The organism is Streptomyces sp. NPDC006872 (assembly GCF_040635845.1).
GTDB lineage: Bacteria > Actinomycetota > Actinomycetes > Streptomycetales > Streptomycetaceae > Streptomyces.
Genome location: NZ_JBEYIL010000006.1, coordinates 522,025 through 548,832 on the forward strand (window position 1 = coordinate 522,025; position 26,808 = coordinate 548,832).

General features: G+C 73.2%; 28 protein-coding genes and 1 tRNA gene. 19 read left to right on the forward strand and 10 right to left on the reverse strand.

The window, feature by feature from the left end; genetic code table 11:
* Positions 1–46: 46 nt before the first annotated feature.
* Both ABZ725_RS21085 and ABZ725_RS21090 read left to right on the forward strand, forming a co-directional pair.
* On the forward strand, positions 47–832 hold the full coding sequence (locus ABZ725_RS21085; RefSeq protein WP_358804106.1) for an SGNH/GDSL hydrolase family protein: 786 nt from the start codon (positions 47–49) through the stop codon (positions 830–832).
* Positions 833–1,054: 222 nt separating this feature from the next.
* Positions 1,055–1,792: an SIMPL domain-containing protein gene (locus tag ABZ725_RS21090; RefSeq protein WP_358804107.1), complete on the forward strand. Its 738-nt coding sequence runs from the start codon at positions 1,055–1,057 to the stop codon at positions 1,790–1,792.
* Positions 1,793–1,946: 154 nt separating this feature from the next.
* Here ABZ725_RS21090 and ABZ725_RS21095 read toward each other — a convergent pair whose 3' ends face one another.
* Both ABZ725_RS21095 and ABZ725_RS21100 read right to left on the reverse strand, forming a co-directional pair.
* Positions 1,947–2,567 carry a TetR family transcriptional regulator C-terminal domain-containing protein gene (locus ABZ725_RS21095; protein WP_358804108.1) on the reverse strand — a complete coding sequence of 207 codons (621 nt, stop codon included), beginning with the start codon at positions 2,565–2,567 and terminating at the stop codon, positions 1,947–1,949.
* 41 nt (positions 2,568–2,608) lie between these two features.
* On the reverse strand, positions 2,609–3,790 hold the full coding sequence (locus ABZ725_RS21100) for a Glu/Leu/Phe/Val dehydrogenase dimerization domain-containing protein (RefSeq protein ID WP_358804109.1): 1,182 nt from the start codon (positions 3,788–3,790) through the stop codon (positions 2,609–2,611).
* Positions 3,791–3,928: 138 nt separating this feature from the next.
* Here ABZ725_RS21100 and ABZ725_RS21105 point away from each other — a divergent pair, with 138 nt between their 5' ends.
* From ABZ725_RS21105 to ABZ725_RS21130, 6 genes are all read left to right on the forward strand, one after another.
* On the forward strand, positions 3,929–5,158 hold the full coding sequence (locus ABZ725_RS21105; protein ID WP_358804110.1) for an MBL fold metallo-hydrolase: 1,230 nt from the start codon (positions 3,929–3,931) through the stop codon (positions 5,156–5,158).
* A 310-nt stretch (positions 5,159–5,468) separates the two neighbouring features.
* A complete protein-coding gene (locus ABZ725_RS21110) occupies positions 5,469–7,706 on the forward strand; it encodes an ATP-binding protein (RefSeq protein WP_358804111.1) in 2,238 nt (745 codons plus the stop codon).
* A 77-nt stretch (positions 7,707–7,783) separates the two neighbouring features.
* On the forward strand, positions 7,784–8,218 hold the full coding sequence (locus ABZ725_RS21115) for a roadblock/LC7 domain-containing protein (RefSeq protein WP_351918638.1): 435 nt from the start codon (positions 7,784–7,786) through the stop codon (positions 8,216–8,218).
* Positions 8,219–8,220: 2 nt separating this feature from the next.
* Positions 8,221–8,592 carry a DUF742 domain-containing protein gene (locus ABZ725_RS21120; protein WP_358804165.1) on the forward strand — a complete coding sequence of 124 codons (372 nt, stop codon included), beginning with the start codon at positions 8,221–8,223 and terminating at the stop codon, positions 8,590–8,592.
* On the forward strand, positions 8,570–9,250 hold the full coding sequence (locus tag ABZ725_RS21125) for an ATP/GTP-binding protein (protein ID WP_358804112.1): 681 nt from the start codon (positions 8,570–8,572) through the stop codon (positions 9,248–9,250). The genes ABZ725_RS21120 and ABZ725_RS21125 overlap by 23 nt, the downstream gene beginning before the upstream one ends.
* Before the next feature lie 61 nt (positions 9,251–9,311).
* Positions 9,312–9,881 (forward strand): GAF domain-containing protein, encoded by a 570-nt coding sequence (locus ABZ725_RS21130; RefSeq protein WP_358804113.1) that lies wholly within the window; start codon positions 9,312–9,314, stop codon positions 9,879–9,881.
* Positions 9,882–9,897: 16 nt separating this feature from the next.
* Here the strand turns inward: ABZ725_RS21130 and ABZ725_RS21135 are convergent, their stop codons facing one another.
* A complete protein-coding gene (locus ABZ725_RS21135) occupies positions 9,898–10,515 on the reverse strand; it encodes a GPP34 family phosphoprotein (protein WP_358804114.1) in 618 nt (205 codons plus the stop codon).
* Between the two features lie 285 nt (positions 10,516–10,800).
* Here ABZ725_RS21135 and tdh point away from each other — a divergent pair, with 285 nt between their 5' ends.
* The 8 genes from tdh to ABZ725_RS21175 all read left to right on the forward strand — a co-directional run bounded on the left by tdh (position 10,801) and on the right by ABZ725_RS21175 (position 16,689).
* Positions 10,801–11,829, forward strand: a complete 1,029-nt coding sequence (gene tdh, locus ABZ725_RS21140; protein WP_358804115.1) for an L-threonine 3-dehydrogenase — start codon at positions 10,801–10,803, stop codon at positions 11,827–11,829.
* 51 nt (positions 11,830–11,880) lie between these two features.
* A complete protein-coding gene (locus tag ABZ725_RS21145) occupies positions 11,881–13,074 on the forward strand; it encodes a glycine C-acetyltransferase (protein ID WP_351918629.1) in 1,194 nt (397 codons plus the stop codon).
* Positions 13,075–13,095: 21 nt separating this feature from the next.
* Positions 13,096–13,998: a LysR family transcriptional regulator gene (locus ABZ725_RS21150; protein ID WP_358804116.1), complete on the forward strand. Its 903-nt coding sequence runs from the start codon at positions 13,096–13,098 to the stop codon at positions 13,996–13,998.
* A gap of 76 nt (positions 13,999–14,074) precedes the next feature.
* Complete coding sequence (locus ABZ725_RS21155; protein ID WP_358804117.1) at positions 14,075–14,662, forward strand: XRE family transcriptional regulator; 588 nt, start codon at positions 14,075–14,077, stop codon at positions 14,660–14,662.
* Positions 14,659–15,189 (forward strand): GNAT family N-acetyltransferase, encoded by a 531-nt coding sequence (locus ABZ725_RS21160; RefSeq protein ID WP_358804118.1) that lies wholly within the window; start codon positions 14,659–14,661, stop codon positions 15,187–15,189. Before ABZ725_RS21155 ends, ABZ725_RS21160 begins: the two co-directional genes overlap by 4 nt.
* A 30-nt stretch (positions 15,190–15,219) precedes the next feature.
* Positions 15,220–15,579: an MmcQ/YjbR family DNA-binding protein gene (locus ABZ725_RS21165; protein ID WP_351918621.1), complete on the forward strand. Its 360-nt coding sequence runs from the start codon at positions 15,220–15,222 to the stop codon at positions 15,577–15,579.
* Between the two features lie 111 nt (positions 15,580–15,690).
* Positions 15,691–15,767: transfer RNA gene (locus ABZ725_RS21170), tRNA-Pro, on the forward strand.
* 154 nt (positions 15,768–15,921) lie between these two features.
* Positions 15,922–16,689 (forward strand): sigma-70 family RNA polymerase sigma factor, encoded by a 768-nt coding sequence (locus tag ABZ725_RS21175; protein ID WP_358804119.1) that lies wholly within the window; start codon positions 15,922–15,924, stop codon positions 16,687–16,689.
* Here the strand turns inward: ABZ725_RS21175 and murJ are convergent.
* From murJ to ABZ725_RS21205, 6 genes are all read right to left on the reverse strand, one after another.
* Positions 16,577–18,178 (reverse strand): murein biosynthesis integral membrane protein MurJ, encoded by a 1,602-nt coding sequence (gene murJ, locus ABZ725_RS21180; RefSeq protein WP_358804166.1) that lies wholly within the window; start codon positions 18,176–18,178, stop codon positions 16,577–16,579. The genes ABZ725_RS21175 and murJ overlap by 113 nt on opposite strands.
* Positions 18,179–18,292: 114 nt before the next feature.
* Positions 18,293–18,709, reverse strand: a complete 417-nt coding sequence (locus tag ABZ725_RS21185; protein ID WP_358804120.1) for a (2Fe-2S) ferredoxin domain-containing protein — start codon at positions 18,707–18,709, stop codon at positions 18,293–18,295.
* Between the two features lie 5 nt (positions 18,710–18,714).
* Positions 18,715–19,245 (reverse strand): NUDIX hydrolase family protein, encoded by a 531-nt coding sequence (locus ABZ725_RS21190; RefSeq protein ID WP_351918651.1) that lies wholly within the window; start codon positions 19,243–19,245, stop codon positions 18,715–18,717.
* A gap of 24 nt (positions 19,246–19,269) precedes the next feature.
* The gene (locus ABZ725_RS21195; protein WP_358804121.1) at positions 19,270–20,406 is read right to left on the reverse strand and encodes an amidohydrolase family protein; all 1,137 of its coding nucleotides are present in this window, start codon (positions 20,404–20,406) and stop codon (positions 19,270–19,272) included.
* Position 20,407: 1 nt separating this feature from the next.
* Entirely contained in the window at positions 20,408–21,811 is a 1,404-nt protein-coding gene (locus ABZ725_RS21200; RefSeq protein ID WP_358804122.1) for a glutamine synthetase family protein, read from the reverse strand.
* Between the two features lie 61 nt (positions 21,812–21,872).
* Positions 21,873–22,664, reverse strand: coding sequence for an SAM-dependent methyltransferase (locus ABZ725_RS21205; RefSeq protein WP_358804123.1), 792 nt, complete (start codon positions 22,662–22,664; stop codon positions 21,873–21,875).
* 122 nt (positions 22,665–22,786) lie between these two features.
* Between ABZ725_RS21205 and ABZ725_RS21210 the strand changes: the two genes are divergently transcribed.
* Together ABZ725_RS21210 and ABZ725_RS21215 are read left to right on the forward strand one after the other, a co-directional pair.
* Positions 22,787–23,656, forward strand: coding sequence for a Cof-type HAD-IIB family hydrolase (locus ABZ725_RS21210; RefSeq protein WP_351918609.1), 870 nt, complete (start codon positions 22,787–22,789; stop codon positions 23,654–23,656).
* 76 nt (positions 23,657–23,732) lie between these two features.
* On the forward strand, positions 23,733–24,980 hold the full coding sequence (locus ABZ725_RS21215) for an amidohydrolase (RefSeq protein ID WP_358804124.1): 1,248 nt from the start codon (positions 23,733–23,735) through the stop codon (positions 24,978–24,980).
* Positions 24,981–25,043: 63 nt separating this feature from the next.
* Here the strand turns inward: ABZ725_RS21215 and ABZ725_RS21220 are convergent, their stop codons facing one another.
* Positions 25,044–25,844 carry a lysophospholipase gene (locus tag ABZ725_RS21220; RefSeq protein WP_358804125.1) on the reverse strand — a complete coding sequence of 267 codons (801 nt, stop codon included), beginning with the start codon at positions 25,842–25,844 and terminating at the stop codon, positions 25,044–25,046.
* Positions 25,845–26,032: 188 nt separating this feature from the next.
* Between ABZ725_RS21220 and ABZ725_RS21225 the strand changes: the two genes are divergently transcribed.
* Positions 26,033–26,806 carry a sulfite exporter TauE/SafE family protein gene (locus tag ABZ725_RS21225; RefSeq protein ID WP_351918605.1) on the forward strand — a complete coding sequence of 258 codons (774 nt, stop codon included), beginning with the start codon at positions 26,033–26,035 and terminating at the stop codon, positions 26,804–26,806.
* The last annotated feature ends 2 nt before the right edge of the window (positions 26,807–26,808 follow it).

Consider the following 26,808-nt stretch of genomic DNA (forward strand, 5'->3'; position numbering starts at 1 on the left):
ATGATGAACCGCTGTGGCAGACGATTCGAAGAATGACAACAGATCAGTGATCGGGTCGTACGTGGCGGTGGGGGACAGCTTCACCGAGGGCGTCGGCGACCCCGGCCCCGACGGGGCGTTCGTCGGTTGGGCCGACCGGTTCGCGGTACTCCTCGCGGACCGGCAGCCCGAAGGCGACTTCAACTACACCAACCTCGCGGTCCGCGGAAAGCTGCTCGACCAGATCATGGAGGACCAACTCCCCAGGGCGGTGGAACTCGCCCCGGACCTGGTCTCCTTCTGTGCGGGCGGCAACGACATCATCCGTCCAGGCACCGACCCGGACGAGGTCGCCGAGCGTTTCGAGCGCGCGATCTCGGCCCTGACCGCCGTAGCCGGCACGGTCATGGTGACCACCGGCTTCGACACCCGCGGCGTCCCCGTGCTGAAGCATCTGCGCGGCAAGATCGCCACCTACAACGGACATGTGCGCGCCGTCGCCGACCGGTACGGCTGCCCGGTGCTCGACCTGTGGTCCCTGAGGTCCGTGCAGGACCGCAGGGCCTGGGACGGCGACCGGCTCCACCTCTCCCCGGAGGGCCACACGCGCGTGGCGCTGCGTGCCGGGCAGGTCCTCGACCTGGAGGTACCGGCCGACCCGGAGCAGCCCTGGCCGCCGCTCCCGCCGCGCGGCACCCTCGACGTACGGCGCGACGACGTCCACTGGGCGCGCGAGTACCTGGTGCCGTGGATCGGGCGCCGGCTGCGCGGGGAGTCCTCCGGCGACCACGTGACCGCCAAGGGCACGCTGTCGCCCGAGGACATCAGGATGCGGATCGCGGCCGTCGCCTGAAGAGGCGGTCGCGTGGAGAACAGAGTGCGTGGAGAAGCGGTCGGCCGTCGACGTCGTACGGCCGGCCGCTCGCTCCACCGGTGAGGTGATCGCACGGGAGTGGCACCCGGGCGGGACCCGGGACGAGTGCTGGGATGACCCCACTCGTACGCCTCTCGCACCTCGCATTCGCACTCCGTCCGCCGCCTCGAAGGATCTGCCACCCCGAAGGACCGGTCCCGCATGCGCCTTCCCCGTACGCCCGTCGCCGTGGCCCTCGTCTGCCTGCTCGCCCTGGGCGTCCCGACGCTCACCGTGTCGACGGCGGCGGCCCGCCCCGCATCGGCCGCCCCCGTCCCCGCCACCGTGACGGTGACCGGCGAGGGCAGCGCGAGCGCACCGCCCGACCTCGCGGTCGTCGGCGCCGGCGTCGAGGCATCCGGCAAGACCTCGCAGGCCGCGCTGGACGCGCAGCACAAGGCCGCCGCCGCGCTGCTGGCCGCCGTCCGCGCCCAGGGTGTCGCCGACCGGGACGTCCGTACGGAGAGCGTCTCCCTCGACCCCGTCTACGACCACACGGGCGGCACCTCCCGGCTGAAGGGCTACCGGGCCGCGCAGTCCTTCTCGGTGAAGGTGCGCGAGGTGGCCGGGACCGGCGCGGTCCTGCAGGCGGTCGCCGACGCCGCCGGCGACGCGGCCCGGATCGACTCCGTGGTCTTCGACCTCTCCGACCCCGCCCCGCTCAAGGCGCGCGCCCGCGAGGCCGCGTATGACGACGCCCATGCCAAGGCCGCGCAGTACGCCCGCCTCAGCGGCCGCGACCTGGGCCGACTCGTCTCGCTCAGCGAGGACGCCGCCGCCTACCGGCGCCCTGCGCCGTCGGCCGGGGACGCCTCCGCCGCCGGCCTGAGCGCCGTGCCCGTAGCCCCCGGTGAGATCCGCGCGGCGGCGACGGTGACAGCGGTGTACGAACTGGACTGAGCCGGCCGCGCACCGGGCGGACGCGACCGGAGCCGGGTCCGGCCCGCACGACCCCCGGCCCCGGTCCGAGGCTGCGACGGAGTCGGCCAGGGGACCCAGGGCGCGCAGCGGCCCGGTCGGGGACAGGCCGCGCCCAGCGCCCGGTCCGGGCCGATCAGCGCTTCTGGGCGCTCAACGTCTCGCGGGGCAGGCCGAGTTCCCGTTCCAGCGCTTCGTCGACCCAACTCTGCGCGGCGGCGTGGGACACCGCGCCCGCGTAGGACGTCAGCTGTACGGCGAGGCCGTCGAGGAGGGCCGTCAGACGCAGGGCGGCGCCGGCCGGGTCCGGACAGCGGAACTCGCCCGCGGCCACCCCCTCCGCGATCACCTCGGCGAGCGCAGCCTTCCACTCCTTGTCGAGGTCCCGGGCGACCTCCCGCAGCGCGGGCTCGCGCAGCGACACCGCCCAGCCCTCGATCCACAGCCGCCAGCCCTTGGCCTGACCCGTGGGCGCGTACCAGCGCACGGCCGACCGCAGTCGGCGCAGTGCCGTGGTGCGGCGGCCGAGCAGCCTGCGCAGGTGCGCCAGGTCGTCCTCGGCCGCGTAGGCGAACGCGTCCGCGACCAGCTTCTCCTTCGTCGAGAAGTGGTAGAGCACCAGCGCGTTGCTCACGCCGAGGGTCGCGGCGACGTCGGCGATCCTGACCGCCGCCACGCCCCGCGCCTCGATCTGCTGGATGGCCGCCCGCAGCAGCTCCTCGCGCCGCTCGGCCACGCTCAACCGGACCCTCGCCACGCCGTCACCCTACACAGCCGCCCCGACCTGCGCCGATGCCCTCATCGACAGCGGCCGAACCGCTCCGTGATCACCGGCAGCCGCTCCGCCGCGAGCGCGTGCGCGGCGGCCCGGGGCGTCGTGCCGTCGGCCTCGGCGCGGGTCAGCACCAGCTCCATCAGGGTGCGCATCGAGCGGCGCGTGTACGCGAAGGCCTCCTGCGGGTCCGCGCCGATGTCGCCGAAGAGCGTCCACCACCACCAGGCGTTCGTCCCGGAGTTGACGACGACGTCCGGCAGCACGCTCACCCCGCGCGCGTGCAGCAGCTCCTCCGCCTCGGGCAGGACCGGCATGTTGGCCGCCTCGGCGATCCACCGGGCGCCGATCCGCTCCGCCTCCTCGACCCCGATCGCGTACGACACGGCGGCCGGCACGAGGACCTCCGCCTGCGTCGACAGCCAGGCGTCGCCCGGCAGCTCGCGGTCGCCGGGGCGCAGTGCCGCGCGGTCCACCGTGCCGTGGCCGTCCCGAGCGGCCAGCAGCGCCTCCACGTCCAGGCCGGCCGGGTTGGCGATCGTGCCCTTGACGTCGGCGACGGCCACGACCGTCAGCCCCGCGCGCGTGAGGAAGCGCGCCGTGGCCCCGCCCATGGTGCCCAGCCCCTGCAGGGCGACCCGCGTCCCCGCGTACGGCGCCCCGGCCCGGTCCAGGGCGGTCAGCACCGACTCGGCGACCCCGCAGCCGCCGACCAGCTCGTCCAGCCCGATGCCGTCGACCTCCACGGCGAAGGCGGCCGCCAGTCGTGCGCGGGCCGCGCTCTCGTCGTCGAGCAGCGGGTGGACCGCCTGCACGGACGACACCAGCCCCACCTCGGCGACCGCCCGGTCCACCAGGTCCTGGGTCAGGCCCAGGTCCTCGCCGGTGGTCCAGCAGCTCTCCACGTACGGTCGCACCGCCCGCAGATACCGCACCAGCAGCCCGTACGCCGCCGGGTCGCGGGGATCGCAGTCGATGCCGCCCTTGGCCCCGCCCAGCGGAACGTAGCGGGCCTCGGGGTCGTAGTGCAGCGCCTCCTTGAGGCTCATCCCGCGCGCGAGGCCGGTCACCTCCTCCAGGGTGCAGCCCTCCCGCATCCGCAGACCACCGCTGCACACCCCGCGCACCAACCGGTCGACGACCAGGAACCCCCGACGGCCCGTGACGTCGTCCGTCCAGGTCAGGGACAACAGGGGGGCGGTGGCCATACGGGCTCCTCGACATCGTCGACAGGGGATCGCTACTGAACAGTGGGTCAGTATCGGAAGGCGGGGCGAGGGCTGTCAACGGGATGTCGGAGGGGGCGACCATAATGGAATGCCTCAGCGACTCCACCTGGAGGTACCGTGTCCGGTTTCCGTTCCCTGCGCTCCGGGCTCCGTGCTCTGCAGCCCGAGGCATTCGGCGCGGATCCGAGTGGTGAGCGCATGGCGCGCATCCGCAGATCGCCCCACTTCAAGGACGGGGTCTTCCAGAACCCCGGCGGCCTGGCGCGGACCCGCCCCTCGGGCTCGATGCTCGACTTCGCCAAAGTCTTCTTCGACAAGGAGCAGCGCCCCCGCCGTGCCCCCTCGGGCACCGTGCCGGTGCATGCCACCACCCTCGCCGACCTCGCCAAGCCGCCCGCCACGGGCCTCAGGGTGACCTGGATGGGGCACTCCAGCGTGCTCGCGGAGATCGACGGGCAGCGCGTCCTGTTCGACCCCGTCTGGGGCGAGCGCTGCTCCCCGTTCGCCTTCGCGGGACCCAAGCGGCTGCACCCGGTGCCGTTGCCGCTGGCCGCGCTGGGCCCGGTCGACGTCGTCGTCATCTCGCACGACCACTACGACCACCTGGACCTGCCCACGATCAAGGCGCTGGCCGGCACCGACACCCTGTTCGCCGTGCCGCTCGGCGTCGGCGCCCATCTGGAGCAGTGGGGGGTCTCGGCCGACCGGCTGCGCGAGCTGGACTGGCACGAGGCGACCAAGGTCGGCGGACTCACCCTGACCGCCACCCCGGCCCGCCACTTCTGCGGCCGGGGTCTGCGCAACACCCAGCACACCCTGTGGGCCTCCTGGGTCGTCGCCGGCGAGGAGCACCGGATCTACCACAGCGGCGACACCGGCTACTTCGAGGGCTTCAAGGACATCGGCGCCGATCACGGCCCGTTCGACGCGACGATGATCCAGATCGGGGCGTACTCGGACTTCTGGCCCGACATCCATATGACCCCCGAGGAGGGCATGCGCGCCCACCTCGACCTCCAGGGCGGGACCGGCGGGGTGATGATGCCCATCCACTGGGCCACCTTCAACCTCGCCACGCACGCGTGGGCCGAGCCGGGGGAGGGCACGCTGGCCGCCGCCGGGGCGGTCGGCGCGCGCGTCGCCCTGCCCCGTCCCGGCGAGCCCTTCGAGCCTGCCGCGGAGACCGTTCCGGGCGAGCCGTGGTGGCGCGGTGTGGCGCGCGCCCCGGCCGGTGGCTGGCCGCTCCCGACCGAGACGCCAGTCAAGGCCAAAGCCGATACCGAGAGTGATATTTCAAGGGGCGCCACCGAGGACGGCGAGGCGCCGGAGGCGATACCGGCGGGCTGATCGGGACACGCGAACGCGCGGCCGTGCGGGTCGGGGAGCGAAAGGCTCCCCGACCCGCACGCCGTTTTTGGACCACCTCTGACCAGGTCTGATCGAACTTTTTCCGCGTTGCGCCTCGGATCGCGCGCCGTATTCGGTCTGCCGTGCGAAGCCTCATACCAGAGCGGGACGCTCGCTGCGGGACTTTGTCAACTGCCCACCGCACCTGATGCGTTGCCGACTACTGTGAGTGGCCGTCGGGCGACACCGGGCCGAATTCTTCGGCTCCCCGACCGACGACCCGGCTCGACGGACCAGTACGAGGACACCGATGTCTCACCTCCGCGCACCCGCCGCACGTGCAGACCGCCGTGAGGGCGGGCGGCACGGGCGGCCGGTCGCCCGCACCGCACCAGCGCCGACCGAGACACACATACGGCCTCAGCTGCTGCGGCTCGCCGTGCTCCCCCCGACCGCGGTCGCGCTCAGCGCCTGCGCGGTCGTCCTGTTCACCGTGCGCTCCACCGGCGTCCGGCCCGGCGTCACCCTGTGGGCGGTGCTGGCCGGCGCGGTCGCGGTGACCGGCGTCGGCATCGTGATCGCCGCCGTGGCCGCGGACCGCGCCGCCCGCTCGGTCAGCGACCGCGTCGCGGCCCTGCGTCGGGGCAGCGCACGCGGCGAGGCCGACCTGCGCACCGTCGTCGAGGCGCTGCGCCGCGGTGAGACCCCGCCCCAGCGCAGGTCGCGCGGCGGCCCGCCCGGCGCGGACGCCGACGACTTCGAGCTGCTCGCCGCCGACCTGGCCCGGGCCCACGACGGGGCCGTCACCGCCGTCGTGCAGGCCGCACAGCTGTCCAGCCAGGCCGGCAGCGAACAGAAGCTGGAGGTCTTCGTCAACCTGGCGCGGCGCCTTCAGTCCCTGGTGCACCGCGAGATCTCGATCCTCGACGAGCTCGAGAACGAGATCGAGGACCCCGACCTGCTCAAGGGCCTCTTCCACGTCGACCACCTCGCCACCCGCATCCGCCGCCACGCCGAGAACCTCGCCGTCCTCGGCGGGGCCGTCTCCCGGCGGCAGTGGAGCAACCCGGTCTGTATGACGGAGGTGCTGCGCTCCGCCATCGCCGAGGTCGAGCAGTACTCGCGGGTCAAACTCGTCCCGCCCATCGACGGAGAGCTGCGCGGCCACGCCGTCGCCGACGTCATCCACCTGCTCGCCGAACTCGTCGAGAACGCCACGGTGTTCTCCGCCCCGCACACCCAGGTGCTGCTGCGCGCCAACCTCGTCACCTCCGGGCTCGCCGTGGAGGTCGAGGACCGCGGGCTCGGTCTGCCCGTCGAGGAGCAGAGCAGGATGAACGCCCTGCTCGCCGACCCGGACCAGGTCAACGTCGGCCGGCTGCTCGCCGACGGGCGGATCGGCCTGTTCGTCGTCTCCCAGCTGGCCCGACGGCACGGCATCCGGGTCCGGCTGCAGAGCAACATCTACGGCGGCGTCCAGGCCGTCCTCGTCGTCCCGCAGGCGCTGCTGGGCTCCGCGCCCGGCGTCGCCGGAGCCGTACCGCAGGGACCGGACACCGACGGCGCCGGCCTGCCCCTCGTTCCCGCCACGACGCCCGCCACGACGCTCGCCGCGACGCCTGTCACGGCCGACGCGGCCCGCCCGCCGCTGCCGCCGGCCCCACCGGCCCAGGCCGCCCGGCCCGCGCCCCCGCAGGCACTGGACATCCCGGGCGCGGGCCGGCCGTCGGTTCCGTCCCGGGTCCAAGGCGTCGGCGACACGGGACCGTCGCCGGCTCCGGCCGGGGTGTCGGACCTCGGCGGCGCGGGATGGTCGTCGGGCTCGCTGCAGGCGCCCGGGGCGACGCCCGTCGGCTCGTCGACCGGGTCGTCAGGGGCGTGGGACCCCGGCGGCCCCGGCGCGGGCCGATCAGCGGATGCCTCGCAGACGCAGCACACTCCCGCCTCAGGGGTACCCCTGATCTCCTCGCGACCGCAGGCCGGTGCGGGCCCTGCCGGAGAGGCCAGGCCCCCGCAGCTGCGGCCCGCGGAGCCGATCCCGCACCCGCAGCACGCCCCGCAGTCGTCCGACGCCCCACAGCCGAACGGGCGGCGGCTCGCGCCGTTGCCCGTGCGCGGGGCCCGGGAGACACGGGCCAATCCGGCCGAGGCCGCGCCCGGCATCCGGCCGGGCGACCGGCCCGTCGTCGAGGCGCACGCGGGCGTCGCACCCACCCCGCGCATCGGCACGGTGCGCGGCACCATGGGCAAGCCCCAACTGCCCCGCCGCCGCGCCCAGGAGCACATCGTGCCCCAGCTGCGCGGCGGTCCGGCCCCCCGCCAGGACACCGAGCAGCCCGCCGGCCACGACCCCGGCCTGATGGCCTCCTTCCAGCGGGGCATCGGCCTCGCCGAGGCCCAGCAGAGCCTGGAGGCGGACTTCATGGACGCGCCCTCCCCCCTGCTGTCGGACACCGCCGACGGACGACCGCCGCGGCAGTCCCCGATACCCGAGGCGCGTACCGACCTGTCCACCGCCCGGCACGACGGGAGCGCACCAGCCGGATGAGCACTCTGAGCACCCCCACCCGCACCCCCACCCCCAGCGCTCCCGCAGACCTTCGTACCCCAAGGAGTCGATCCACCATGGCGAGCGATGCGCCGACCGGCCAGGTATCCGATCTCGACTGGCTGATGAGCGGCCTCGTGCAGCGCGTGCCGCACACCACGAGCGCGGTGCTGCTCTCCTGCGACGGGCTCGTGAAGTCGGTCCACGGCCTCGACCCCGACAGCGCCGACCACATGGCTGCCCTGGCCTCCGGCCTGTACTCCCTCGGCCGCAGCGCCGGCGTCCGGTTCGGCGACGGCGGGGACGTACGGCAGGTCGTCGTGGAGCTCGACTCGACGCTGCTGTTCGTCGCCACGGCCGGTTCCGGCGCCTGTCTCGCGGTGCTCGCCGGGCGGGAGGCCGACGCGGCCGTGCTCGGCTACGAGATGGCGATGCTGGTCAAGAGCGTCCGGCCGTATCTGATGACCGCGCCCCGGCAGCACGCCGTCGAACCGTCGGTGATGGGGCCTTGAGCGTGGCGGCGGCCGGCGACGGGCCCTGGCTCGACGACGCGGCCGGACGGCTGGTGCGCCCTTTCACGGTCAGCAACGGCCGGACCAAGCCCAGCGTCGCCCTCGATCTCATGTCCCAGGTGATGGCCACCGGGGCGACCCCCCTCGGCTATCTCGGCCCCGAACACGCGACCGCGCTCCAGCTGACCCGTGCACCCGTGTCGGTCGCCGAGATCGCGGCCCATCTGAAGCTGCCGGCAGCGGTCACCAAGGTGCTGCTGTCGGACCTCCTCGACTGCGGGGCGCTGACCACCAAGCCCCCCGAGTTCCAAAACAACCCCACCGACCGGGCCCTACTGGAGGCAGTGCTCGATGGACTACGACGACAGCTCTGACTGCGACGATCACGACACGTACGGCGATCACCGTGACCACGGCGCTCCCGACGGCAACGGCAACGGCAACGGCCCCGACCCCTTCCCCACCGCCCTGAAGATCCTGGTCGCGGGCGGCTTCGGGGTCGGCAAGACGACCTTCGTCGGCGCCGTCAGCGAGATCGCGCCGCTCAGCACGGAGGAGCTGCTCACCACCGTCAGCGCCGCGACCGACAACCTCGACGGCATCGAGAACAAGGTCGAGACGACCGTCGCCATGGACTTCGGCCGGATCACCCTCGACCCGCACCACGTCCTCTACCTGTTCGGCACACCGGGCCAGGAACGGTTCTGGTTCATGTGGGACGAACTGTCCGAGGGCGCCCTCGGCGCGGTCATCCTCGCCGACACCCGCCGTCTCGAGGAGTGCTTCGCGGCCGTCGACTTCTTCGAGGAACGCGGACTCGCCTTCATCATCGCCGTCAACGAGTTCGACGGCTCCCACCGCTACGACCCCGAGGAGGTGCGCACCGCCATCGACCTGGACCCGGAGGTACCCATCGTGCGCTGCGACGCCCGGATCTCCGCCTCCGGCGTCCAGACCCTGCTCACCCTCGTCAGACACCTCATCGCCCACGCACCGGCCGCACCCCAGCCGAGCCGCGGCGCCCACATGTGACGCCCGCACCCAACGCCCCGGAGCCGTATATGACCTACGTCCACAGCGACGGAACCCGGACATGAGCTATGACCCGTCGCGCCCGACCGGTCGTCTGCTGCTCACTCCGGAGGACAAGGAAGCCCCCGCCCGTGCCCTCAGGCTGCGCCGACTCGGCCTCGGGGAACAGCCGGAACCCGCCCTGGACGCCTTCGCGCACCGACTCGCCGAGGTGATCGGAGCGCCGTACGCCATGGTCAACTTCCTCGACGGGGAACGCCAGTTCTTCGCCGGGCTGCACACCCCGCAGGGCGGTCGGGCCGCCCGGGGCGGCAAGCCCTCGGTGGGCCGCCGGCTGCCCCGCGACTACGGCTACTGCCCGCATGTCGTCGTACGGCGCAAGGCGCTGGTCCTGGAGGACGTGGGCGACTACCCGCGCTTCGCCGGCAACCCGGTCGTCGACGAGTACGGCATCCGCTCGTATCTCGGCGCCCCGCTCATCGACACCACCGGCATGGTGCTGGGCACGGTGTGCGTCGCCGACCTCGCGCCCCGGCCCTGGGGCAAGGCCGGTCTGGAGACCATCAAGGCGACGGCCGCCGATCTCGCCGGCCGGCTGCAACGGCGGGAGAGCGGCGGATTCCCGCCCTGAGCTCCCGGAGCCCGGGTCAGAAGGCCCGCCAGACGTTGCTGAAGGCCGCGTCCTCGATGGACCGGCGGCGCCGGACGGCATCGAGTTCCGCCACCGCGTCGCCGACCGCCGCAAGGATCGTCACGACCGCGTCGTCGAGGCGGTCCGGGCCGCCGTCGGCCGGTTCCTCGCGCAGACCGACGGCGGTGGCCAGCGCGGCGAGGACCGGCTCGTCCGACGCCCAGCGCGCGGTGGCGCGCCGACGGGCCGGCGAGTCGACGGGCTCCGTGCGCGCGGACCGGACGCCGAGCAGGCGTCCGCGGGGCCGGCCGATCACTCCGTCCGCCTCCAGCCGGTCGGTGTAGGCCGAGGACAGGCCGCGGCCCCGGCGCCACAGCCAGTCCTCGACCGACTCGTACGGCTCCTCCCGGACGAGTGACGACGCGGCCTCGGCCAGCAGCGCATCGTCCGGCTCCGCGGGCGGGCCGGGCACCAGGAGGTCGTCGTCCAGGGTGAGCGCTTCGGCCCGGAGCAGATCGATCGCCTCCGCGCCCGCGAGAGCGAGTGCCAGATCGCCCTGTCCGACCTCGCGCACGGACGTGACGTCGGGTGTCACGTCCAACGCGACGATCATCAGGTCCCGTGCTGTGGTCATCAGGGGCTCCACGTCAGTCGGCCGGCTCGTGCGGGTTGCGGTCCAGGGTGTCACGCCCCAGCGTGGTGTGCGGGAAAGCCGGTCCACGGGAGCGAGGCCACTCGTGTGAAGCGAACGCCTGTGCGGCGCACTCGTGTGAAGCAGAGCTGTGGCGGTGCTTAAGAAAAGCTCGATGGACCTGGGCCGGTTCAGTGCGGCAGATTGCTGCACGAATCCACACGTCTTCCCGGATGCGGGGCCTGTCGGCCTGTCCGCGCCCGGGCCCTCACCACGGGAGCCGTTGCGTTGAAGGCACTGGTCAAGGAGAAGGCGGAGCCCGGGCTGTGGCTCACCGACGTCCCGGAGCCCGAGATCGGCCCCGGCGACGTGCTGATCAAGGTGCTGCGCACCGGCATCTGCGGCACCGATCTGCACATCCGGTCCTGGGACGGCTGGGCGCGGCAGACGATCCGCACGCCGCTGGTGCTCGGGCACGAGTTCGTCGGCGAGATCGTCGAGACGGGCCGGGACGTCGCCGACATCGCCGTGGGCGAGCGGGTCAGCGGCGAGGGGCATCTCGTCTGCGGCAAGTGCCGCAACTGTCTCGCCGGGCGCCGCCATCTGTGCCGGGCCACCGTCGGCCTCGGCGTCGGGCGCGACGGCGCCTTCGCCGAGTACGTCGCCCTGCCCGCGTCCAATGTGTGGGTGCACCGGGTCGCGGTGGACCTCGACGTGGCGGCGATCTTCGACCCGTTCGGCAACGCCGTGCACACCGCGCTGTCCTTCCCGCTCGTCGGCGAGGACGTCCTGATCACCGGCGCCGGACCGATCGGCCTGATGGCCGCCGCCGTCGCCCGGCACGCCGGCGCCCGCAACGTCATGGTCACCGACGTCAGCGAGGAGCGGCTGGAGCTGGCCCGCAAGATCGGCGCGAGCCTCGCGCTGAACGTGTCGCAGGCGTCCGTCGCCGACGGACAGCGGGAGTTGGGGCTGCGCGAGGGCTTCGACGTCGGCCTGGAGATGTCCGGCCGGCCCGAGGCGCTGCGCGACATGATCGCCAACCTGACGCACGGCGGCCGGATCGCCATGCTGGGGCTGCCCGCCGAGGAGTTCCCGGTCGACTGGTCCCGGATCGTCACCTCGATGATCACCATCAAGGGCATCTACGGCCGTGAGATGTTCGAGACCTGGTACGCGATGTCGGTGCTGCTGGAGGGCGGCCTCGACCTCGCCCCCGTGATCACCGGCCGCTACGGGTACCGCGACTTCGAGGCGGCCTTCGCCGACGCGGCGAGCGGCCGCGGCGGCAAGGTCATCCTCGACTGGACGGCGTAGTCGCCCCGCACCGCCCCTTCCCGACCCACCTGCGTCTCTAGGAGCTTTGAGATGTTCGACTCCGTGCGCGACGACCTGCGCACCACCCTCGACGAGATCCGCGCCGCCGGTCTGCACAAGCCCGAGCGCGTGATCGGCAGCCCCCAGTCGGCGACCGTGGCTGTGACCGCGGGCGGCCGGCCGGGCGAGGTCCTCAACTTCTGCGCCAACAACTACCTCGGTCTCGCCGACCACCCCGAGGTGATCGCCGCCGCCCACGAGGCCCTCGACCGCTGGGGCTACGGCATGGCGTCCGTGCGCTTCATCTGCGGCACGCAGGAGGTGCACAAGGAGCTGGAGGCGCGGCTGTCCGCCTTCCTCGGCCAGGAGGACACGATCCTGTACTCCTCCTGCTTCGACGCCAACGGCGGTGTCTTCGAGACCCTGCTCGGCCCCGAGGACGCGGTGATCTCCGACGCCCTCAACCACGCCTCGATCATCGACGGCATCCGGCTGTCCAAGGCCCGCCGCTTCCGGTACGCCAACCGTGATCTGGAGGATCTGGAACGCCAGTTGAAGGACGCGTCCGACGCGCGCCGCCGACTGGTCGTCACCGACGGCGTCTTCTCCATGGACGGCTATGTGGCGCCCCTCGCCGAGATCTGCGACCTCGCCGACCGCTACGACGCCATGGTCATGGTCGACGACTCGCACGCCGTGGGCTTCGTCGGCCCCGGCGGCCGCGGCACCCCCGAGCTGCACGGCGTGATGGACCGCGTGGACATCGTCACGGGCACGCTGGGCAAGGCGCTCGGCGGCGCCTCCGGCGGCTATGTGGCCGCACGCGCCGAGATCGTCGCCCTGCTGCGCCAGCGCTCCCGCCCGTACCTGTTCTCCAACACCCTCGCCCCGGTCATCGCCGCCGCCTCGCTCAAGGTCATCGACCTGCTGGAGTCGGCCGACGACCTGCGCGTACGGCTGGCCGAGAACACGGCCCTGTTCCGCCGTCGGATGACGGACGCGGGCTTCGACATCCTCCCCGGCGACCACGCCATCGCCCCCGTGATGATCGGCGACGCGGCGCAGGCGGCCCGGATGGCCGAACTGCTGCTGGAGCGCGGGGTGTACGTGATCGGCTTCTCCTACCCGGTGGTCCCGCAGGGCAAGGCCCGCATCCGTGTCCAGCTGTCCGCCGCGCACTCCACGGCCGACGTGAACCGTGCCGTGGACGCCTTCGTCGCGGCACGGGCGCAGATGGAAGCCTGACATATTGCAATAATCGATCCCATGATCGAAGCGCGGCGGCTCCACATCCTCCGTGCGGTGGCCGACCACCGCACCGTGACGGCGGCAGCCGCCGCGCTGTATCTCACCCCGTCCGCCGTCTCCCAGCAGCTGACGGCCCTGGAGCAGGAGACCGGCCACCGGCTGGTCGAGCGCAGTGCCAAGGGCGTACGGCTCACCCCGGCCGGCGAGATCCTGCTCGCGCACACCAACGCCGTCCTCGCCCAGCTGGAGCGGGCCGAGGCCGAGCTGGCCGCCTACAGCTCCGGCGCGGCCGGCACGGTCACGGTCGCCGCCTTCGCGACCGGCATCGCCCTGGTCGTGGCGCCCGCGGTGGCCCGGCTCGCGGGCACCGCCCCGGGGATCCGGATCCGGGTCCAGGACGCCGAGGGCGACGCCAGCCTGCCGATGGTGCTCGACCGGCAGGTGGACGTCGCCGTGGCCGTCGAGTACCGCGGCGCCCCGGCCGCCGACGATCCGCGGCTCGCGCACATCCCGCTCTACGCCGAGCCCTTCGACGCGGTCGTCCCCGTCGCCCATCGCCTCGCCGACGCCCCCGAGGTGCCCCTCGCCGAGCTGGCCAAGGACATCTGGATCGGCCCCTACCCCGGCAATCCCTGCCATGACGTGGTCGTCCTGGCCTGCGAGAGCGCCGGCTTCCAGCCCCGCCTGGAGCACTCCTCGGACGACTTCCGCGCGGTCGTCGCGCTGGCCTCGGCCGACGCGGGCGTGGCGCTGGTGCCGCGGTCGGCGCTGCGCGGCATGGACCTCACGGGAGTGGTCGTCCGGCCCGTCGACGGGGTGGCGCCCACCCGACGGGTCTTCGCGGCCGTCCGCCGGGGAGCGGAGGAGCATCCGCTGATCAGGCCGGTGCTGGAGGCGCTCGGCGAGGCCGCGCGCGTGTGAGTCGCCCGCGTGTGAGTCGCCTGCCTGTGAGGCGTCCGTAACGCTGCTGTCTCATATTCGGGATAGTTTCCCAGATATGAGAAACGAAGCGGATGCAGCCGAGCCCCCGGACCCCGTCGACGCGCGCCTGGCCGCGCGGCTGGCCGAGTTGCGGTCCGAACGCGGCTGGTCGCTGGGGGAGTTGGCGGAGCGCAGCGGGATCAGCCGGTCCACCCTGTCGCGGGCCGAGCGGGCCGAGATCAGCCCGACCGCCTCGCTGCTCAACCGTCTGTGCCAGGTCTACGGACGGACCATGTCCCGGCTGCTCAGCGAGGTCGAGGCGGAACCCGCGCCGCTGGTGCGGGCCGGCGAGCAGTCCGTCTGGGCGGACCGGGCCTCCGGGTTCGTCCGCCGCTCGGTGTCGCCGCCGCACCCCGCGCTGCGCGCCGAACTGGTCGAGGGGCGGCTCGCCGTGGGCGCCGACCTCGCCTACGACCGGCCGCCCGTGGCGGGCCTGGAGCAGCACATCTGGGTGCTCGAAGGCGCCCTCGCCGTGACCGCGCAGGACACGGAGCATCACCTCGACGCGGGGGACTGTCTGCGCCTGCGGGTGTGGGGGCCGACCCGGTTCCGGTGCGCGGGGGACGCGGAGGCGCGTTACGCGCTGGCGGTGGTGCTGCCGTGACCGACGCCCGCGCGACCCGTCTCGACGCCGCCCGACTGCTCGATCGGGTCGAGGAGTTCGCCGACCTGCTGATCGACACGGTCGACGGCGGCGCCTCGGTCGGCTTCCTCGCCCCGCTGGACCGGGCCGACGCCGTCGCCTGGTGGCGGGAGCGGGCGCAGGGGGTGGCCGCCGGGCGGCTCGCCGTCTGGGCCGCCGAGGACGCAGACCGCGTCCTCGGCACCGTCGGCCTCGCCTTCGCCGACAAGCCCAACAGCCGCCACCGCGCCGAACTCGTCAAGCTGATGGTCCACCGGGACGCCCGCGGGAAGGGCCTCGGCCGCGCCCTGCTGACCCTGGCCGAGGAGGCCGCCGCCGCGGCCGGCGTCACCCTGCTCCACCTGGACACCGAGACCGACAGCCCCGCCGAACACCTCTACCGCGCCACCGGGTGGACCGGCGCCGGGGTGATCCCCGACTACGCGGCGAGCCCCTCCGGAGTGCTCCGGCCGACCACCCTGTACTACAAGCACATCACCGTGGGGTGACTGTCAGTGGCAGCGGATACGGTGCGAAGCATGCCGGACGCCGAAGACGTACGTCGTATCGCCCTGTCCCTGCCGGACACCACGGAGAAGATCGCCTGGAGCATGCCCACCTTCCGCGTCGCGGGGAAGATGTTCGCCACCCTGCCCGAGGAGGAGACCTCCCTCGCCGTGCGCTGCCCCAAGGAGGAGCGCGACGAACTGGTGCTCGCCGAGCCCGGGAAGTTCTGGATCGCCGACCACGAGGCCCAGTTCGCCTGGGTACGGGCCCGTCTGTCGGCCCTGGAGGACGAGGAGGAACTGCGGGACATCCTCGCCGACTCCTGGCGGCAGGCGGCCCCGACCCGACTGCTGGAGGCGTATCCGGAGCTGGGCGTGGCCCCGGAGGACTGACAGCGCCCCGGCGGCCGGGGGCGGCGATAAACGGGTGCGCGACCATCGACCCGAGTGCGGTATTGTTTCCATGCGCGTTCGGCCAGGGGAAACCCCAGGTCAGATGGGCAACGGGACGTGGCGCAGCTTGGTAGCGCACTTGACTGGGGGTCAAGGGGTCGCAGGTTCAAATCCTGTCGTCCCGACCAGCTTCATCGCAGGTCGGAAAGGCCGTTTCCACGGAGGTGGAAGCGGCCTTCGTCATGTTCGTGTCCATTGCCCTGGCTGTGAGTCCGCCGGGCTGCCTGTGGATTCGCCCAACCCCACGTGACGCCCACGGCTCCGCTGCCAGGATCAGGCGCCATGAGCGCAGGGCACGACAAGGCCGACAGGCACCGCAGGTTCCACGAGACCGCCAAGGCCGAGAAGCACCGGTCACCGCACGGCGCACCGTACGGCTCCGGGCGCGCGAAGCGGGCCGGCAAGGCGGCGCCCGCCGACGAGTCGACGACCGCGCTGGCGCTGGCCGCCCGGGGCGGGGACGCGGCGGCCGTCGAGGGGTTCGTGCGTGCGCTGCATCGGGACGTGGTGCGGTACGTCGCCCATCTCAGCGCCGATCCGCAGGCGGCGGACGATCTGGCGCAGGACACCTTCCTGCGGGCGCTCGGCGCTCTCCACCGGTTCGAGGGACGTTCCTCGGCACGGGCCTGGCTGCTGTCCATCGCGCGCCGGGCGGTGATGGACAGCTACCGGCACGCCGCCGCCCGGCCCCGGCTGTCGGACGGGGCCGACTGGCAGACGGCCGTGGAGCTGGCCCAGCCGCGCGGGCTGCCCGGGTTCGACGACGGCGTCGTCCTGCTGGATCTGCTGGCCGCGCTGCCGCAGGACCGGCGGGAGGCGTTCGTGCTGACCCAGCTGCTGGGACTGCCCTACGCGGAGGCCGCCGAGGTGAGCGACTGCCCCGTGGGCACCGTCCGCTCACGGGTGGCCCGGGCCCGCGCCACCCTGGCCGCACAGCTCACCGAGGCGGGCGAGCCCGTGTTCGGCGCGGACCCCGCAGACCTCGCAGCGAGCGCAGTTCGTCGACCTTCGTCAGGCGGGCCACCGCGACGTAGACCAGGCCGAGAGTGAGCGAGCCGGCCGTGAGGGCGGTCGCCGTCGGCAGGGTTCCGCCGCCGAGCACGGCCGCGCACGCGCGGTCGGCCGCCCAGCCCGCGGCGGCGGCGAGGCCCGCGGCGCACAGCAGCTTGGCGTAGGTGCGCCGCAGCGCGCCGTCGTCCAGTCGGCCGCCGGTCCGCCGGCGCAGCAGACGCGCGGTGAGGGCCAGCCCGGCCAGGTAGGACAGGGTGTAGGCGCCGGCCATGCCGGTCACCGCCCAGCGGTCGGGCAGCAGCAGGTGGCAGACGGTGGCCAGGGCGATGTTCACCGCCGCGATCCAGACCGCCATGAAGAACGGGGTACGGGTGTCCTCGAAGGCGTAGAAGCCGCGCAGCAGCAGGTACTGCGCGGAGAACGGGATCAGCCCGAGCCCGAACGCCTGGAGCATGTGCCCGAGCGGCGCCGCGGAGGCCGCGTCGGCCGCGCCGTGCGCGAACAGCAGGGTGGAGATCCGCGGACCGAGCGCCAGGAACAGGAAGGCGGCCGGGACGATGACGACCCCGCTCATCCGCAGCCCGCGCGACAGGTCCGCGCGCACGTCCGTGATCCGGCCCTCGGCCACGGCGCGGCTCATGCGCGGCAGCAGCGCGGTCACCAGGGAGACCGTGACCACCGACTGCGGCAGCATCCAGATGGTCTGCGCGTACATGTACGCCGTGTAGCCCGCACCCGCGTCCGGCAGCCTCTGGTCGACCGTGTTGGCGTAGTTGGTGACGACCGTCAGGGAGACGAGGTTCGTCAGCACCAGCAGCAGCGTCCACTTGGCGGCGTGCACCCCGGAGCCCAGGCCCGAGCCGCGCCAGTCGAAGCGCGGCCGGAAACGGAACCCGGCGGCGCGCGCGAACGGCGCCAGCGCGAGGGCCTGCAGGGCGATGCCGGCGGTCGTGCCGACGCCCAGCAGCCGGACCTGGGCGTCGGTGATGTCCGCCACCCGCTCCGGCACGGTCATCAGGCCGAGGTAGGCGCCGAACATGCCCAGCAGGACGACGTTGTTGAGGACCGGCGTCCACATCATCGCGCCGAACCGCTCACGGGCGTTGAGGACCTGGCCGTACATGTTGAACAGGCCGTAGAAGAAGATCTGCGGGAGCAGGAACCGGGCGAAGACCACGGTGAGCCGGTATGCCTCGTGGGTGTCCGGGGTGTCGCGCAGATACAGCGAGACGATCTGCGGCGCCGCCCACACCGCCAGCGCGGTCCCCACGGCGAGGACGGAGACGACCAGGGTGACGAGCCGTTGCTCGTAGGCCCGCCCGCCGTCCGGGTGGGTGGCCCGCGCCCGCACCAACTGCGGTACCAGCACGGCGTTCAGCGCGCCGCCGATCAGCAGGGTGTACAGGCTGGTCGGCACGGTGTTCGCCGTGTTGTACGTGGTCGCCAGCAGACCGGTGCCCAGCGCCGCGGCCTGCAGGACCTGCCGGATCAGCCCGGTCGCCCGGGACGCCACCGTGCCCAGCGCCATCAGCACCGACGAACGGGCCGCCCCGCCGGAACGTTTCTCGAGCTCTGTCCGCGTCTTGGTCGTCGCCCCCATCGGGTCAACGTACGGCATCAAGATCCGTGCGCGCGACGGGCCTCAACGGCGGCTGCGGACCCGCGCGTTCCTCGGCGGCTCGATGAACTGCAGCTCCAGGGCCGCCGGAGGGGCGGTGACACCGGGGCCGCCCGCCGCCGCCCACGCCAGGATCTCCTCCGTGCAGTCGTCGTCCATGGCGAAGCCGACCCAGGTGGCCCGGCCGCCCGCCCGGCGGCCGCCGGCCGAGGGCTGGACGACGACGACATTCGCCTGGTCGCAGGGGCCGAGGCAGTCCGTCGTCCGGACCGCGAAGGCGCCGCCCGACGCGGCGGCCGCCGACCGCAGCCGCTCCAGCTGCCAGTCGTGGTCGAAGCCGGGGTGCTTGCGGGCGTCGCCGCAGCAGCAGCCCCTGCACACCACGAGGGTGCAGGGGCGGCTCCCCGCGGCCCCGATCAGCGCTCGCTGAGCAGGGACCATCCCGGTCAGGAGGCCGAGAGGCCGACGTGGGCCAGGGCCTGCCGCAGCAGGAACCCGTGCCCGCCCGGCATCTCGCTCTGCACCGCGGGCGACGCGGCCTCCTGCGGGCTGAACCACACCAGGTCCAGCGCGTCCTGCCGGGGCCGGCAGTCACCGGTCACCGGCACGATGTAGGCCAGCGACACCGCGTGCTGGCGGGGGTCGTGGTACGGGGTGACGCCGTGCGTGGGGAAGTACTCGGCCACCGTGAACGGCTGGAGCGAGGTGGGCACCCGGGGCAGGGCCACCGGGCCGAGGTCCTTCTCCAGGTGGCGCAGCAGGGCGTCCCGGACGCGCTCGTGGTGCAGGACCCGGCCGGAGACCAGGGTCCGGTTGACATTGCCGTCCGGTCCGATCCGCAGCAGCAGGCCGATGCTGGTGACTTCGCCGCTGTCGTCGACGCGCACGGGCACGGCCTCGACGTACAGGATCGGCATACGGGCGCGCGCCATCTCGAGCTCGTCGGAGCTCAGCCAACCCGGCGTGGTTTCGGTCAAGTCAGACATTGCTTGATCATACTTTCAGTGTCCGTCGGGAAGCCGGTAGACCCGGCGGGCGTTGTCCGCTCCGGCCCAGCGTGCCAGGCGCAGCGCGTCGGGCAGGCCCAGTTCGTCGGCGTCCACCCGGTCCTGGAGCAGATCCCCCAGGCCCCGGCGGAACGCCAGCGCGCCGAGCCGGTAGAACTCAGCCACACCATAGGCGTCCGAGCTGTACAGCAGTTTGCGGAACGGTGTGATCTCCAACGCCTCCTCCAGCACCGCCCGTGCTCGCGGCGGGCCCACATGGTGCAGCGTGAGCCCCACGTCCAGGTACACCTGCTCGAACACCGCGGCCAGGTAGGCGGCCTGTCGCTGGTAGGGCCAGCAGTGCAGGAGCAGTACCGGGATCGTGCCCGCCGTCAGGTGCAGCCAGTCCGTGAGATGTGTGGGGTCCACCCGGTGCAGGCGGATGTCGTTGTCGCCGAACCCGGTGTGCAGTTGGAGGGGCAGCCCCAGATCGACGGCCGTCCACAGCAGATGCCGGACCAGCACCGGCTCGTCCAGCCGCCCGCCGCGCGCCAGCCAGTGCCGTGCGGCCCGGGTGACGTCGGTCTCCGAGGGCCGGGCCGGGTCGAGGTCGAAGCCCGTGCGGTAGGCGGCCACCGACTTCACCGCGACCACCCCCGGCCGCCGTACCGCGTCCAGTGCGGCGGCCCGGAACGCGTCGGCGTACCCGTCGGCCTCGACGCCCCGCGCGGCCACGGCCTCCGCGACGGACTCCAGCCGTACGACCTGGTGGGCGACCGCCGCTCCGGCGGTCTCGGCCAGTTCGGCGGGCGTGGTGACGCGGTGCGGGGCGAACCCGGTGTCGACGCAGAACACGGCGGTCCGGGCGGCCCTGAGGAACCGCCGGTTCACCTCCTGCGGGCCCAGTTCGGCCCGCCGGGCCAGGTAGAGGTCGGCGGGGGTGTGGTGCTCCAGGTCGAGCAGGGGTGCGCAGTGGCGGCGCACGGCCACCCCGGCCGGGGTGTCGAAGGTCGAGACGCCGGGCCACCGCCCGCCCTCGGTGAGCAGGGCCTCGAAGGCCGGCCGGTCCAGCGGGTCGGTGACGACGCCGTGGCAGTGGTGGTCCACCAACTCCAGTTCGGCGAGCGCCTCGTGGATCGGTCCGCCGGTCACTTCAGTACTTCCAGCGGTAGGCGGCGGCCACCTGCTCGTCGTCGAGCCCGTCGACGGCGTCGATCTCGCCCTGCCGGACGGCGCTCACCGCGTCGGCGAGGACCGGGCCGAGCGCGTCCCTGAGCACCTCGTCCTTCCTGAACTCGACGACGGCCTCGGCGAGCGAGGCCGGCAGCCGGCGCACGCCCCGGGCCGCGGCCTCCTCGGCGCCGAGCCGCGCCGGATCTCCGGCGCTCTCCTCGGGCAGGGCGGCGCCCGACGCGAGCCCGTCCACCCCGGCGGCGATCAGGGAGCCGAGGGCGAGATACGGGTTGGCGGCCAGGTCGACCGGTTTGACCTCCAGGTTCGCCTGCTCCGCGCGCCGGCCCGCGGTGCCCCGCACCAGGCGCACCGCCGACTCGCGGGTCTCCAGGCCCCAGGCGGTGAACACCCCGGCCCACTGGGAGGGTTTGAGGCGCAGATAGCTCGCCGGGCTCGGCGCGGTCACCGCCGTGAGGGCCGGCAGACGGGCGAGCACACCGGCCGCGAACGCCTCCGCGTCGGCCGTCAGACCGTGCCGCCGGTCGCCGCCGGCGTGCAGGTTCACGCCGTCCCGCCAGCCGGAGAGGTGGACATGGCCGCCGTTGCCGACGCCCTGCGCGACGACCGCGGGGGAGAAGGAGACCCGCAGCCCGTGGCGCCGGGCCACCGCGCGGATCGTCTGGCGGACCAGGACGCTGCGGTCGGCCGCCGCCACCGGGTCCAGGGCGCCCACGGAGATCTCGAACTGGCCGGGCGCGTACTCGGGATGGATCTGGTCGACGTCCACGCCCTGCGCCGCGCACGCGGCCAGCAGCTCGGCCGTGTACTCGCTCAGCTCGACCTGCCGGGTCGCCCCGTACGCAGGTCCCGTGGTCGCCGGGACGAACTCCCCGGCGGGCGCGGAGTCCAGGCCCAGGGTCCATTCGATCTCGATGCCCGCCTTGAAGGCGACGCCGTGCTCGCGGGCCGCGTCCGCGACGACGCGGCGCAGGAAGGTGCGGGAGCAGCCCGGGTGCCGTTCGCCGTCCTGCGTGACCCGGTCGACCGGCGCCCACGCCCAGCCGGGCTGCCCCGCCAGGACCGTCAGCCGGTCGAGGTCCGGGTACAGGCGCAGGTCGCCGTCCGGGGAGCCCAGCACGTCGGTCGTGACGATGTGGTCGTTCGCCAGGAACGTGTCGAACACCGGCGACATGCCGACGCCCCAGGCCGCCGCCGAGACCAGGGCGGCCGTGGGGATCGTCTTCACCCGGCCCACGCCCGCGGTGTCGACATAGGCCAGGACGACGCCGTGCACGCCTCGCGCGGACAGCTCGCCGCCGAGCGCGGTCGCCCGCTCGACGTCTCCGGGACGCCCGCCGGGGACGGGATCGGCAAGGGTGGTCATGCGTCCTCCACGAGCGGTGCGTCCGGCACACCCGATACTTCCGGTACGTGCGTCATGTCCGTCAGGGTTTCACGGCCACCGCTCCGTACTGCGGCACCACCGCGAGGGAGTCGGCCTCGCCGCGCCAGCGCGAGCAGGACACCAGGCCCGGCTCCAGCAGCTCCAGCCCGTCGAAGAACGCGGTGATGTCCGCGCCGCTGCGAGCAGTGATCGGCGGCTTGGCGTTCTCGTTCCAGAACTTCATCGCCGGGATCTGGCCCTCGCCGCCCACCTCGCCGTCGTGCGTGGGATGCGTCAGGACCAGGAAGCTTCCGGAGGGGACCTCGGCCATCACGTTGCGGACGACCTCCTTGGCCTCCGCCACGTCCAGGACGAAGTTCAGGATGCCCAGCATCATCACCGCGACCGGACGCTCGAAGTCCAGGGTGGCCGAGGCGCGTTCGAGGATCGCGCCCGGATCGTGCACATCGGCGTCGATGTAGTCGGTGACGCCCTCGGGCGTGCCGGTCAGCAGCGTGCGCGCGTGCGCCAGCACGATGGGGTCGTTGTCGACGTACACGATCCGCGACTCGGGCGCGACGCGCTGCGCGATCTCGTGGGTGTTGTCGGCCGTCGGCAGCCCGGTGCCGATGTCCAGGAACTGCCGCACCCCGCGCTCCTCGGCGAGGAACCGCACCGCCTGGCCGAGGAACCAGCGGTCCGCGCGGGCGATCTCCCGGATGAGTGGGAACATGCCGGCGACGTGCTCGCCGACCCCCCGGTCGACCTCGTAGTTGTCCTTGCCGCCGATCCAGTAGTTCCACACCCGCGCGTTGTGCGCCACGCTGGTGTCCAGCCGCGTCGGCCCGCTCACGTGACCGCCCCTTCCCAGGTCCTGCCCGTGTCACGGGCCTCATCCGGCCATTGTGCCGCCGGATGATCACCGCTGTCCCCGGTAGGGTGAAAATCCGGTGATCCCGTACCAGGAAGCAGGACATGCCCTACTCGCACGCCCCCCGGCTGACCGCCCCCGACCCCTCGGCGGGCCCCGTCGACATACGCCTGGTCGTCACCGACATGGACGGCACACTCCTCGACGACGACAAGCGGGTTCCCGACGGACTCTGGGAGGTGCTGGCGCGGCTGCGCGAGCGCGGCGTGCTGTTCAGCCCGGCGAGCGGACGCCAATACGCCTCGCTGGAGCGCGAGTTCGCCGCCGTGGCCGACGGGATGGTGTTCATCGCGGAGAACGGCACCTACGTGGTCCGCGACGGCGAGGAGCTGAGCTCGGACCCGCTGGAGCCGGGTGTGGTCGGGCGGCTCGTCGACGCCGTGCGGCGGCTCGCGGCCGGTGGCGTCGACGTGGGCGCCGTCGTCTGCGGGAAGCGGTCGGCGTACGTCGAGCGGGCCGACGAGGCCTTCCTGGCCGAGGTCCGCAAGTACTACCTCCGCCACCAGGTCGTCGAGGACGTCGCCGACGTCGACGACGAGGTGATCAAGGTCGCCCTGTTCGACTTCGGGCCCGCCGAGCGGACCACCGCACCGGCCCTCGCGCCCTTCGCGGACACCCACCAGGTCGTGGTCTCCGGCGAGCACTGGGTCGACGTCATGAACCGCACCGCGAACAAGGGCGCCGCCCTGCGCCGGCTCCAGCGGGAGCTGGGCATCACGCCCGCGCAGACCCTGGTCTTCGGCGACTACCTCAACGACCTGGAGATGCTGGACGCCGCCGAGTGGTCGTTCGCCATGGCCAACGCCCACCCCGAGGTCGTCCGCCGGGCTCGGCATCTGGCGCCGTCCAACAACGACAACGGCGTGCTGCGCACCGTCGTCCGCCTGCTCGACCTGCCGGTCACCGGCCTCTGACCCCTCGGGGGCGGGGGTTCCTCGGTCTTTCGGTCGGGGGTGCGGTCACCGCGACCGTGCTCGTAGGCTGCGCGGTATGACCGAACCGGACGTCGTCGCCCGACTGACCCGGGAGATCGCCTCGGGGCTGAAACCCGGCGACCTGGAAGCCTTCTACCAGGACCTGCACCGCCACCCCGAGCTGTCCTTCCAGGAGCACCGCACCGCCGCGAAGCTCGCCGCACGGCTGCGCGCGGCCGGGTACGAGGTGACGGAGGGGGTGGCCCGTACCGGCGTGGTCGGTGTGCTCGCGAACGGCGACGGGCCGGTGGTGTGGCTGCGCGGCGACATGGACGCGCTGCCCGTGCACGAGGCGACCGGCCTCGCCCACGCCTCCACCGTGGCCGGTGTGATGCACGCCTGCGGCCACGACCTGCACATCACCTGGCTGGCGGCCGCGGCCGAGGCGCTCGCCGCCGCCCGGGAGACCTGGTCCGGGACGCTCGTCGTGGTCGGGCAGCCCGCGGAGGAGGCCGAGGGCGGCGCGGCGGCGATGGTCGCGGACGGCGTCCACGCCCGCTTCCCACGCCCCGACGTGCTGCTCGGCCAGCATGTCGCGCCCGGGCTCGCCGGGTTCTACCCGCACACCCCCGGCCCGACGCTGGCGGCCTCGGACGACGTCGACGTCGTCGTGCACGGCGTGGGCGGACACGGTTCGCGGCCCGAGTCGACCGTCGACCCGGTGGTGACGGCCGCGTACATCGTGACCAGGCTGCAGACCGTCGTCTCGCGCGAGATCGCGGCCGGCGAGTCGGCGGTGCTGACGGTGGGGCGGTTCCACGCCGGTACACAGCCCAACATCATCCCGGCCGAGGCCCGGCTCGCGCTGAACGTGCGCACCCAGGACACCCGGGTGCGCGAGCGCGTCCTGACCGCGATCCGGCGGGTCGTCGAGGGGGAGTGCGCCGCCGCCGGCTGCCCGGTCCCGCCCGAGGTCACCGTCGTCCCCGGCTATCCGAACACCGTCAACGACCCTGTCCTGGACGGGGAGATCGCCGCCGTGCACCGTGAACTCTTCGGCGCGCACACGGTGTTCGACTTCGGCAGGACGATGGGCAGCGAGGATTTCTCCCTGCTCGCCCCGCAGGGCGTGCCGTACGACTACTGGTACGTGACCTCGACCCCGGCGGACGTGTGGGAGGCGGCGCCGGGCGAGGAGCTGAGGGAGAAGTTCGACGCGGTGCCGGGCAACCACAGCCCGCTCTTCGCACCGGACCCGTCGGTGCTGGCGCCGGGAGTGCTCACCCTGGTGTCGGCGGCCCTGTCCCGGCTCGGCACGCCGTGAACGCCGAGCGGACCGACTTCGAGCGGACCGACTTCGAGCGGACCGACTCCGCGCGGAGCCGTCTCAGGGACCGAGCACCTCGTCCAGGAAGCGGGTCAGGTCGGTGAAGACCTCCGCCTTGTTCGTCTCGTGGAAGACCTCGTGGCGGGCCCCGGGGTAGATCCGCTCGGTCCGGGTGTCGCCGCTCAGCCGCTCGACGCCGATCCGGCTGCCGGGGAGCGGGACCAGCCGGTCCTCGGCGCCGTGCAGCCACAGCAGGGGCAGCGGGCCGATGTCGCCCTCCTCGGCGACCCGGTCCAGGGTCCGTACGAAGGCCTCCAGCGTGGGCCGCTTCATCGGCCCGTGCCAGACCAGCGGATCCGCCGCGTACCCCGCGCCGACCGCCGGGTCGCGGGAGAGCGCCGCGGGGTTGATCGGAACGTCGGGGATCTCCTGCTGCGCCAGCAGCCGCCCGGGCGTCTCCCAGACGCCGATCACCGGGCCGGACAGCACCAGCGCCGCGAGCTCGGCGCCGTGCCGCTGGGCGTACCGGGCCGCGATCAGGCCGCCCGTCGAGTGCCCGATCAGCACCAGCGGGAGGTCCGGGTGCGCGGCCCGGGCGAGTCGCGCCACGGTGTGCACGTCGGTGACCACGTCCTCGAAGTCCTCGATCAGCACGCGCTCGCCCGCCGACCTGCCGTGCCCCATGTGGTCGGGCGCGAACACGGCCGCGCCGTGCCCGCTCAGCACACCGGCGAGTTCCTCGTGGCGGCCTGCGTGCTCGCCGTAGCCGTGCACGAGGACGGCGAGGCGGCGGGGCCGCGCCAGGGGCCACTCGTGCGCGACGATCGCGCCGCGGGCGCCCGCGAGGACGTGCTCGGTCATGTCTCCTCCAGCTGGGTCGAGCCGCGTCGAGCCGCGTCGAGCTGAGTCGTGCCGCGTCGAGCTGTGTCGGCGAAGGTGCGCGTGGATCTTCCCAGGGGGGTGGTCCGGAGGTCCACGGTGGGTGCCTCGGCCACCTGGCGAGACGGCTCTGTGGGCATCCGTTAGATGTGCGTACCATCGGTCTCCGCATGAACACGATGACGTTGTGGCACATCACCGGCTGGGAGTTCGCCGCGCTCGCCGCCGCGGCTGTGCTGGTCGGCTTCTCCAAGACGGCCGTCAGCGGCGCCAACACGGTCAGCCTCGCGATCTTCGCGGCGGTCCTGCCCGCCCGCGCCTCCACGGGCGTCCTGCTGCCGATCCTGATCGCCGGCGACGTCCTGGCCGTCCTCACCTACCGGCGGCACGCCCACTGGCCCACGCTGTGGCGGCTGTTCCCGGCGGTCGCGGCCGGCGTGGTCTTCGGCACGGTCTTCCTGGTGTGGGCCGACGACGGGATCGTCCGGACGTCGATCGGCGCGATCCTGCTGTTCATGGCGGGCGTCACGGTGTGGCGACGCCGCACCGCCGAGAAGGCGGACGAACCCGACGCCGTGGTCACCCGGTCCGGCCGGATCAAGGCCCGCTCCTACGGCGTCCTCGGCGGCTTCACCACGATGGTCGCCAACGCGGGCGGCCCGGTGATGTCGATGTACCTGCTCTCGGCGGGCTTCCGCAAGCTCGGCTTCCTCGGAACCTCCGCGTTCTTCTTCCTGATCGTCAACGTCTCGAAGGTGCCGTTCAGCGCGGGCCTCGGCCTGATCGACGGCAACTCGCTGCTCCTGGACGCCGCACTCGTCGCCTTCGTCGTCCCCGGCGCGCTGCTCGGCAAGTGGGCGGTGCACCGCATCAACCAGCGGCTGTTCGAACAGCTGGTGATCGCGGCGACGGTGGTCGGCGGCCTGCAACTCCTGCTGCGGTAGCC